The 9,990-nt window shown below is 33.5% G+C and carries 8 protein-coding genes; all 8 read right to left on the reverse strand.

Annotated elements, in window-relative coordinates:
• Positions 1-2: 2 nt before the first annotated feature.
• The gene (aepX, locus tag NFS18_RS15680) at positions 3-1,310 is read right to left on the reverse strand and encodes a phosphoenolpyruvate mutase (protein WP_331477725.1); all 1,308 of its coding nucleotides are present in this window, start codon (positions 1,308-1,310) and stop codon (positions 3-5) included.
• Between the two features lie 18 nt (positions 1,311-1,328).
• On the reverse strand, positions 1,329-2,453 hold the full coding sequence (aepY, locus tag NFS18_RS15685) for a phosphonopyruvate decarboxylase (RefSeq protein ID WP_251391957.1): 1,125 nt from the start codon (positions 2,451-2,453) through the stop codon (positions 1,329-1,331).
• Positions 2,450-3,724 carry a lipopolysaccharide biosynthesis protein gene (locus NFS18_RS15690; RefSeq protein WP_251391959.1) on the reverse strand — a complete coding sequence of 425 codons (1,275 nt, stop codon included), beginning with the start codon at positions 3,722-3,724 and terminating at the stop codon, positions 2,450-2,452. Before NFS18_RS15690 ends, aepY begins: the two co-directional genes overlap by 4 nt.
• A 15-nt stretch (positions 3,725-3,739) precedes the next feature.
• A complete protein-coding gene (locus NFS18_RS15695; protein WP_251391961.1) occupies positions 3,740-4,921 on the reverse strand; it encodes an ATP-grasp domain-containing protein in 1,182 nt (393 codons plus the stop codon).
• Between the two features lie 84 nt (positions 4,922-5,005).
• A complete protein-coding gene (locus tag NFS18_RS15700; protein WP_251391963.1) occupies positions 5,006-5,953 on the reverse strand; it encodes a glycosyltransferase family 2 protein in 948 nt (315 codons plus the stop codon).
• Positions 5,954-6,862 carry an NAD-dependent epimerase/dehydratase family protein gene (locus NFS18_RS15705; protein ID WP_251391965.1) on the reverse strand — a complete coding sequence of 303 codons (909 nt, stop codon included), beginning with the start codon at positions 6,860-6,862 and terminating at the stop codon, positions 5,954-5,956.
• A gap of 25 nt (positions 6,863-6,887) precedes the next feature.
• A complete protein-coding gene (gene rffA, locus NFS18_RS15710; RefSeq protein WP_251391967.1) occupies positions 6,888-8,018 on the reverse strand; it encodes a dTDP-4-amino-4,6-dideoxygalactose transaminase in 1,131 nt (376 codons plus the stop codon).
• Positions 8,019-8,033: 15 nt separating this feature from the next.
• Positions 8,034-9,848, reverse strand: coding sequence for a hypothetical protein (locus NFS18_RS15715; protein WP_251391969.1), 1,815 nt, complete (start codon positions 9,846-9,848; stop codon positions 8,034-8,036).
• Between the last annotated feature and the right edge of the window lie 142 nt (positions 9,849-9,990).

The following is a 9,990-nucleotide window of genomic DNA, read 5'->3' on the forward strand; positions in this document are numbered from 1 at the left end:
TTTTATTCCTCCGGAATTAACTGTAAGATGTCTTTAATTGACATACATAAATCATCTGCTTCTTTTGCACGATGATGTTTCAAAATTGTTTCCGCAACTTCACGCATTGCTGGAAAACCGCTTCGGGTAAATTGATTTGCATAGATAACAACATTGATTCCTCTTTTTGCAAATTCCTCCTCTGTTACAATATTAAAAGAAGTAGGAACTACAATAATCGGAGTAACATTATTTTTTTCTCTGAATTTTTGAACAAATTCAAAAATTTCGTCAGGTTCTTTTTTCCGTGAATGAATCATAATTCCGTCAGCTCCAGCGCTCACGTAAGAAAAGGCTCTGTTTAACGCGTCGTCCATTCCTTTTTCAAGAATCAAACTTTCAATTCTTGCAATAATCATAAAATCAGTAGTCTTTTTTGCTTTTACTCCAGCAGAAATCTTCTCACAAAAGCTTTCGATACTATCCTGTGTTTGTTCTACCTCTGTTCCAAACAGGGAGTTTTTCTTTAATCCGGTTTTATCTTCAATAATAACTGCGGAGACTCCTATTCTTTCCAATGTTCTTACATTATAAACAAAATGTTCAATCAATCCACCGGTATCACCATCCAAAATAATTGGTTTTGTGGTTACATCCATGATTTCATCAATGGTTTTTAATCTTGAAGACATATCTACGAGTTCAATATCTGGTTTTCCTTTAGCTGTGGAATCACATAAACTGGATACCCACATTCCATCAAATTCCTTTATTTTTCCATTCTCGTTTGTTTTGGTTTTTTCTACTAAAAGACCGGTAATGCCGCTATGCGCTTCCATAATCGTAACGAGTTGTTTCATTGCTAATAATTTTTTTAATCGACCGCGCCGAAAATCTGGCATAGATAATTTCTCACGCTCTTTTCCTTCAAAAAAGTCATATTCCAAGGAGTGTGAATATGGGAATTCAACTAATTTTCCACCATAGGATTCTACGATTTCTTTTGCTTCAGTACGAAGTTCTTTTTGTGTTCCTTCTTTCCAATCATCTCCATGTACTAGATAGTCTGGTCGGTATTTTAAAAGATTTTCCTTGTAACTTAAGGAATTCTGTGGAACTACTTTTGAAACGCCTTTCAGTCCACTGATTATTTTTACACGTTCATCATATGTAAGCAGTGGAAATCTTTTATGAACAATTACCATTTCATCAATCAGAACTCCTACAATCAATGTACCTAATTCAGCAGCTTTGCGGATAATTTCGATATGTCCACCATGAATAGAGTCGGTACTCATACTCATATATACAAGTTTTTCATTTTGTTTCATTATAATATCGTCTCCTTATTAATTTATCTTTTCTCCCAGATATTCCATAAATGCCTGTTTGTTTTCAAGTGGAGAAAGTGTAGGTCTTCCTAAATCTTTTCTCGAACCAATTTTCGTTTTTACGCTAATAAAGCATAATTTATTTGTGTTTTTAGCCTGTTCTAATGCTTTATGAAATTCATCCAGTGTATCTGCTGCAAAGATCATTTCATACCCGCACCCATCAGCTACTTTGGAAAAATCAATATTATTTGAAACAGTCGGCATTCCTCCGACACTTTCATGTGCCATATTGTCAACTACAATGTGAACAAAATTGTCAGGCTTATTAGCTCCAATTGTTGCCATGGCTCCCATATGCATCAGACAAGATCCGTCTCCATCAATGCACCATACTTTTTTATCTGGCTTATTCAGAGCAATTCCTAATGCAATAGAAGATGTATGTCCCATAGAACCCACCGTAAGAAAATCATATTTATGAGATTCTTTATTTTTCTCGCGAATTTCAAAAAGTTCTCTGGAAGCTTTTCCGGTTGTAGACACTATAATGTCGTTTTTAGCTGTAAGAGTAATATTTTCTATCACTTCTTCCCTAGTTAATGTGTAATTATTCTGATATTCAGAACAGCTGTCAAATTCAAGACCTTGCTTTTTAATCAAATAAGCAATACACTTTCCAGACTTTATTCTTTCTTTTCCACTCTTAACAAATTTTTTTATTTCTGAAATTGTTGTATTCGGTAAAATAGTAAAAACAGCTATATCCAAATCTTTTAATAATTGTTCTGTAATTTTTCCTTGAAATATATGCTGCGGCTCATCATGTATACCTGGTTCACCGCGCCAGCCAATGATAAAAATGCAGGGGATAGCATATACTTCTTCATTTAATAAAGATGCAACCGGATTGATAATATTTCCAATACCGCTATTCTGAAGATATACAAGAGGTGTTTTCCCTGTTGCAAGATGATATCCTGCTGCTAAAGCAACTGCATTTCCTTCATTTGCTGCAATAATATGTTTGGAAGAAATTCCTTCGCTTTCCATCAGATAATCACACAATGCTCTTAATTGAGAATCCGGAACTCCAGAAAAAAATTCTGTTTCCATACAATTGATGAGTTCTTTTACGTTCATTTTATTTCTCCTTTATTATTTTTGCTTAATAATCCATATATGGTTAATATGACAAAAAAAATACTCAGGATAGCCATCAATCCCGTATATAATAGAGCTGCTCCCATAATGGAATATTCCTCGATCATGCGTTTTGATATCAGTAATGCAAGAAACGCTACGGTAGCGTAACCATATAGCATTAGTTTCTGGTATCGGACAATGGTTATTACCTTGCTAAGTAATTCTGTTAGAGCAAAAAAACCGCCGCCTATAAGTAATATTACTAATTCCCACTTGTAATTTGTTAAGTCTGTGTTATATATGACAGATAGAATTGGAATACCTAAGTAGTAACCTCCTAAAATACAAAATATTGTAAAGATGGCAATAATTACTGTTTGTTTTAAAGTATGCGCCGTAATTGCTTTTATATTTTTTTCATTCCATAGAACTGATAATTTGTACAATATAGGAGTGAAAACAAAGTTACTAAAAACACCTATAACAAATACCGGCATTGAAATAAAACCATAGCATGCCTGCATTTCACTATTTAAAATGCTATCTATTGCATATTTAGGGGCATTGCCTATATAAAAAGCTAAAAAAGTTCCTGCAAATAAGGGGAAGCAATTGTGTATAAGCAATAAAACATTCTTGAAATTGTGTGTTTCTTTCTCGTGAAAATATTTGTAGGTCCATTTAGTAAATAATGTAAAAGTCAAAAATGTAAAAACAGTTGTAATGATAAGCGCTGCTAAAAGACTATGTGTTCCCACAATACTTATGCTAAAAATAATCAGTGTAAAAATCATGCGTACAGAAACAGATTTTGCTGCGATATCAAGTCGGTTCCTATTCTGATATAACCCGATAAATACATCTTCATATGCGTCAATAGCCTTAAACAGACACATCCAAATCACGATTTGCAGCTTTTCAACTGTATAATGATTTATATCAGAGCTATAAAGAGCATAACCTACGGAAACAATCAACATGATAATCAATGTCAATATTCTGGAGCTCTTATATTCTGCAAATGTAAACTGTTTTTTTATGTCTGAAATTTGAAAATAACGTACTCCATATTTACCAATTATTACAAATAAGTTTGCATTGGCATATGCAATTGTAAAAACGCCTGCATCGGAAAGACCGACTACTCGTGTGATTATCATAAGCATAATAACCGATTGAAAAGATTGCAGAAGACTGGCAATCATATTCCATACATAACTGTCTCGCTCACAATTAGAACTGTATATCAAAAATTTTTTTATATTCATTAAAAACACCGGGGATTATTCCATATCTATCTGAATCCATTCATTATATTGTTTCACATCTGAGTTCATATCTTCTTTATTGTCATATTCATAATAAATATAGGAAATTCGCTCATTTAGATAATCCTTTATAGTACCCCCTGGCTTCAACATGTCTATTTTATTGAAAACATGATTTTGAATTTTATCTGGGATATAATAATCCCGTAATCTTCCATTTTGCGATGACATAATTCCGAAATGTCCGCAAAACTGCTTTTTCGGAGAACCAGATTCCAAATTGCTACAGTCGTTCCCAGTCTCAGCTAAAATTTGCGCTTTATGCCATGGGTAACCTGATACCAGTTCTACCAAAACAAGAAATTGATTTCCAAATGGTCGTCTCATTGTTTCTATGATATATGGAGTTCCATTTTTCTTTATATACTGCAAAGCTATAATTCCATCCGCAAGATTCAAGTCAATAGCCATGTCCTCAATAATAGGAAATAGGATTTTTTTCATTTCATCACTATCATCAGCCGGGAATGTTTCTGCCTGTATTAAATATGGATTAATTAATGAATAGCAATTACAGCTTGCAGATGAAACTATTTTCTTATTGCATAAAAAAGTAACCAGTGTATGCTGAGTACCAGTAATATAAGGTTCTATAACGATGTGCTTATCACGGGAACGTTCAAATGCGTTCTCAATTGCTTTGAGTGCTTCTTCAAAGTTTTCTGCTTTACATATTCCTTTTCCTCCTGTTAAATCCGCAGCCTTTACAATAATCGGATATTCTGTGTTCTGAACATACTTTTTAGCCTCTGTTTGATTAGTAAAAGCAACAGAATGGGGAGAAGGAATTTGATGTTCATATGTATATTTTTTGAATTTATCTTTATGATGGAGAAGTTCTGCAGTTTTATATGGATCGTGACCGCTCCACCCCATTTTTTCAGCGACATATGCTGCTGTTAATACTCCAAAATCATTTGCACATGATAAAATCTGATTAATATTTTTTTCTTTTACAAGTTTTAAAATTTGTTCTTTATCGGAATAATCAGCTTTTATATATTCATCTGCATATTTATGTCCGACTAATTCAGGCATATTACCGGTAGTTATAACATAATAACCAAGTTTTTTTGCCTCTTGAATAATAGGAATTTCACAGAAACTTCCGTTTAAAACTAATACTTTTTCATTCATGGTAAAATCTTTTGAGTGCTGTCAAAACTATAAAGCACTAACCCCTTTCTGTAAATTATAATGTAGTAAAAAGTGTATCTTATATTACTTGTTTTTGCTCTCTTCGGTAATATTTACTTTCTCTTTAATGGCATATTGAGGAACATTATTGATACTGATATAAATGCGTCCTATATATTCCCCAATTAACCCCAAAAAAATAAGTATAATTCCACCCATAAATAATATGCATGCCATAAGTGATGTATAGCCTGCAGCAATTTCAGGATGTATTATTTTTTGAATAATTGTAAAAAAAGCAATAAAAAAACCAATCAACGCTGCTATAATCCCAACATATCCGGCCGCCAGCAGTGGCTTTTCTGAAAAAGCTGTAAATCCATTCATCCATAACGATATAAGTTTTTTCAAACTATAACCGGAAGTTCCCGATTGACGTTTTGCCCTAGGAAGTTCCACATTTGCCATGTTTTGTGTTACTTGAAGAATCTGACCGTGCACGAATGGATATGGATTTTGGTATTTTGTTATATATTCCAAAATATAGCTTCTAAATACATAATAACTATTTAATTCAATATCCTTAGGTTTACTAATCAAATATGTTGCCATTGCAAAACTGATTTTAGAACCCACTTCGCGTATAAAGCCTCTGTTTTCCTTTACATATTTTGCAGACACAAGATCATATCCTTCTTCAAGCTTATCAATAAGCTTAAACATTTCTTCAGGCGGATTTTGACCATCATCATCCAGACATATAACAATATCCCCCGATACATAATGAAATCCTGCCATTAGTGCGGCATGTTGACCGTAATTTTTGGAAAAATTTAAAACTTTGATGTTCTTATCAACTGTGGCACATTCCTTTAGGACTTGAAAGGTGTTATCCTTGGATGCATCATTTATACATATAATTTCATAGGAATAGTTTTCATTCAGGCTGACAGTCCTGACAATTCGTTGAATCACATCACCAATCATTGTTTCAGAACAATAACAGGGTATAACAAACGATAATCTTTTCATTTACATTTCTCCTGAATTCTTTAAATATTCACTATATTCTAAAATCATTTCTTCCAGTGAAGTTTCGGGATGATATCCTATTTCTTCTACCATAGGTTGATAATCAATTTTCCAACATTGATTATCATAAATATCTGGAATCCCTGTATATTTTATAATGGAATCTGAATCTAAAATTTGAACTACTAATTCAGCTAAATCTTTGTTGGAAATTAAATGTGGGCTTCCTAAGACATATGTTCCATGACAATTATCTCGATAAAACGCATTTTCCATAGCTTTACATATATCCAAAACATGTACATATGTTTGTTTTCTGCTTCCGGTTCCGTATAATTCTATATCATCTCCGTGCATAGCTTTTCGGATTAATGTAGGAAAAATATAATGTGGATTTACGCCAATTCCCATGGGAGAAGGGATTCTTATACTTACTGTCCTTAATCCGGCGCTGCGATAAGCATAATCCGCCAGCAATTCCTGAAGACACTTAGTAGCGTGGTAAATCGTAGGCGGTTCAAGGCTGTGCTTTGGAGTAATCGGCAGTTCTTTTGGGGAACCGATTACTGGAACACTGGATAATTGAATAAAACTGTTTACTCCGTATTCTTGCGCCAGTTCTAAAAGAGCCTGAGTTCCTATGCAGTTTGACTTTATAACCTCAATACCGTGAGGTTCTTTACGATTGTCAGCTGCGATGTGAAAAATTCCATCGAGACCACATTCAAATATACCTTTTAGTTTAGCTTTTATCTCGTCATTGGCAAAATCACATTGTATATATTGGTCAATTTCACTAACTGAATATTCTTTTCTTCCTGTTCCGATAATATAGTTTTTTTTATTTCGTAAATACTCGCAGGCATGTTTGCCTATATATCCGTTTGAACCTGTGACTAAAAATTTCATAATTTCCCTCTTCTTCGTACGATATTTATTTTTTATAGAATTTGTATATTTCAGAAGCTACATATTCTACTACCTCAGGGGTAACTCCATAATATAACGGAAGCCTTAGTATTCTTTCACTTTCCGTTGTTGTATAGTGGTCTGTTCCCCTAAATTCTCCTAGTCTTTTACCTGCCGGAGCGGAATGCAATGGAATATAGTGAAATACACTAATAATGTTTTTTCCTTTCAGATAAAAAATCAAATCGGTTCTTTCTTGCAGATTTTTTGTTTTAATATAAAACATATGTGCATTATGTACACAACCTTTTGGTATAACAGGCAATTCAATAAATCCTTCATTTTCCAAATCTTTTAATTGTTCAAAATATAAATTCCAGCTATTCATACGGTCTTTATAAATGATGTCAGAGCATTCCAACTGTGCCCATAAATATGCGGCGTTTAATTCACTCGGCAAATAAGACGATCCAGCATCCACCCATGTATATTTATCTATTTCGCCACGGAAAAACTTACTTCTGTTTGTTCCTTTTTCTCTAATGATTTCAGCACGTTCAATGTTGCTACAATCCTTGATTAAAAGTGCGCCGCCTTCTCCCATACTGTAATTTTTTGTCTCATGGAAACTATAACAACCAAAATCACCAATGGTTCCCAATGCCTGTCCCTTATATGATGACATAACTCCCTGTGCTGCATCCTCTATTACATATAGGCTATGACGTGCAGCGATGTCCATTATAGTGTCCATTTCACACGAAACCCCCGCATAATGTACAGGCACGATAGCTTTTGTTTTTTCTGTAATAGCATCTTCAATTAGTGTCTCATCTATGTTCATTGTATCTGGTCTGATATCTACGAAAACAGCTTTAGCACCGCGAAGAACAAATGCATCTGCTGTAGAGACAAAGGTATATGACGGCATTATCACCTCGTCGCCGGGTTTGATATTCGCCAAAATAGCTGCAAGCTCTGTTGCATGAGTACATGATGTGGTTAATAATGCCTTTGCAGTTCCCGTTTTATGTTCTATCCACTTGGAACATTTTTTAGTAAATTCTCCGTCTCCACATATTTTATGTGAACGGATTGCTTCCTCAATATAAGTTAATTCTTTGCCAAGAGTTGGCGGTACATTAAAGCTAATCATTTTTATCCTCTCCGTTTATTCCTCATATATTTTCCATACTTGATATCCATCAAGAGATTTGTAAAGTTCAGCTCTTGCATTGGGATAATAATGTTCTCTCAAGTAATTCAATTTAATTTCAAGATTATGATTATCTACTAAATACACATTTTCTTTCACCAGACTTCTCATCGGATTACTAACTTTTCTTTCTTCCAGCTGACGTGTACAATCCGGGAAATTACTTGTTACTCCGGAAAGATAAGAAAAGTTGGAAAAATAACCGATAGGAAGCGCTTTCCAAGGTAAATATTCAAAATATAATGTTTGTATTGTTGTATTAAAATCCATGAAATAATAGTTTTCTGGATTCGTTTCAAATTCTGCCAACAAATTATTTTCAGGGACATTTTTATTTACAATCCTTCTATATTTTCCAGCTATAAAATTCCATGAATCACAAAATTTTTTATCAATATACTCTTTTCTTGCTTCTGAAGTTACATTCTGATAGGTGGTATCGGGAATATAGGTCAATATGTTTCCCAACAAATATAATGTAATAACACCTATACATGTGTGCCGTAAGTAAGCCACATTTTGTGAAATGTATGAAGTTCTCTCCCAAAAATATGCCATACATAAAAATGTGCCTAAAAATATACCATATTCAATACGGTAAATACTTCGATCTCTGTATGCAAAATAAAATAACAGCCCGATTCCAATTGATACACTTCCAATAGATAGCCACCATTTTGAGGGATTCAGGAAAATTCCCAAAAACAAAATCAATATACATGCTATACATATAGGGTACTTTTGAACTTCTCTATTTTGAACTTGCTCCAAAAGTTGCTCAAAAGTGATTTTTTTATTTTGATAATTCTTTTTTGTTATATCAGCAACCTGCTGCATTTTTTCCAAGGTAAAAAAATCATTATCTGCAAACTCCCATGTTCTCAACATCATATAATCATTTTCGGAAATTCCTATTTCTTGAAATTCTTCTTCATATGCCCAATATCCCGGATCTGCAAAATCAACAATTCCCGAACGGGCACTGCCATAAGCAGAAAAAAAACCATATGCTTCATCGTTATTGTAGGTATACCAATTCAACTTTCGTAAACCATAGGCTGACAAAATCAACATCAGACCTGTCAAACCAATAAATACAAAGCGATTTATGATTTCCTTTTTACTATCATTTTGAAGCCCCATCTTATGAAAAAGCCCCACAGATTCATAGCAAATTATAAGAATCAGGAATGCCCCCATCAAATAAATTGTCTGAAATCTAACCATTGTTCCGAGAAGACACAGTCCACTGCCAAATAGTAAAGGAAGTATTCGACGTTCTCGGAATATTTCCCATATGAAAATCATGCTGCCCGCAATTACCGCAAACATAGATGTCTTTGTAAACTGCATCAATATATATGCGTCATTTGTAAATGTTAAAATGAGGATCGTTGAAAGCATAACAGCTTTTATACGTTCCATTTTTTTTAGCAGTACCCATGTTACAGAGATAGACGATATAAAAATAAGTAAAAGCTGTGCAACAAAATACCAGCTAATGTCAGGGCATATCTTATAAAACGGAAGTAACAGATATCCAATAATTACATTCACAAAAATCATTTGAGGATTTTGTGTTTCACCAAAGGCGCCCGACATAATCGACGCCATAATAAAATCATCAGAAACTTCATATTTCAAATCAAAACATATTAGCCCTATTGCTAAAAAAAATGCATTAAAGACTATCGCAAATAAAACATCCGATTGGTATAGCAACTTTGAATATTTATAAACTTTGTTTTCTTTTCTAAAATTCTTTAACATAAAAATTCCAATCTTTTTTGAATACGTAAAATTTTTATATTTTATACCTTTTCAAAAATTTCCTTAAGTTGCCAACTTAAGGATTCTTATACTTTTTTATTTCTTTTCGCCTAATCCCAACATATTATATCATAATTCTACA

Source organism: Mediterraneibacter agrestimuris, assembly GCF_943193195.1.
Lineage (GTDB): Bacteria > Bacillota > Clostridia > Lachnospirales > Lachnospiraceae > Schaedlerella > Schaedlerella agrestimuris.

Coding starts and splice junctions, on each gene's coding strand:
- NFS18_RS15715 (WP_251391969.1), bottom strand. CDS start 9,848: ATGTTAAAGAATTTTAGAAAAGAAAACAAAGTTTATAAATATTCAAAG.
- NFS18_RS15705 (WP_251391965.1), bottom strand. CDS start 6,862: ATGAAATTTTTAGTCACAGGTTCAAACGGATATATAGGCAAACATGCC.
- aepX (WP_331477725.1), bottom strand. CDS start 1,310: ATGAAACAAAATGAAAAACTTGTATATATGAGTATGAGTACCGACTCT.
- NFS18_RS15700 (WP_251391963.1), bottom strand. CDS start 5,953: ATGAAAAGATTATCGTTTGTTATACCCTGTTATTGTTCTGAAACAATG.
- rffA (WP_251391967.1), bottom strand. CDS start 8,018: ATGATTAGCTTTAATGTACCGCCAACTCTTGGCAAAGAATTAACTTAT.
- aepY (WP_251391957.1), bottom strand. CDS start 2,453: ATGAACGTAAAAGAACTCATCAATTGTATGGAAACAGAATTTTTTTCT.
- NFS18_RS15690 (WP_251391959.1), bottom strand. CDS start 3,724: ATGAATATAAAAAAATTTTTGATATACAGTTCTAATTGTGAGCGAGAC.
- NFS18_RS15695 (WP_251391961.1), bottom strand. CDS start 4,921: ATGAATGAAAAAGTATTAGTTTTAAACGGAAGTTTCTGTGAAATTCCT.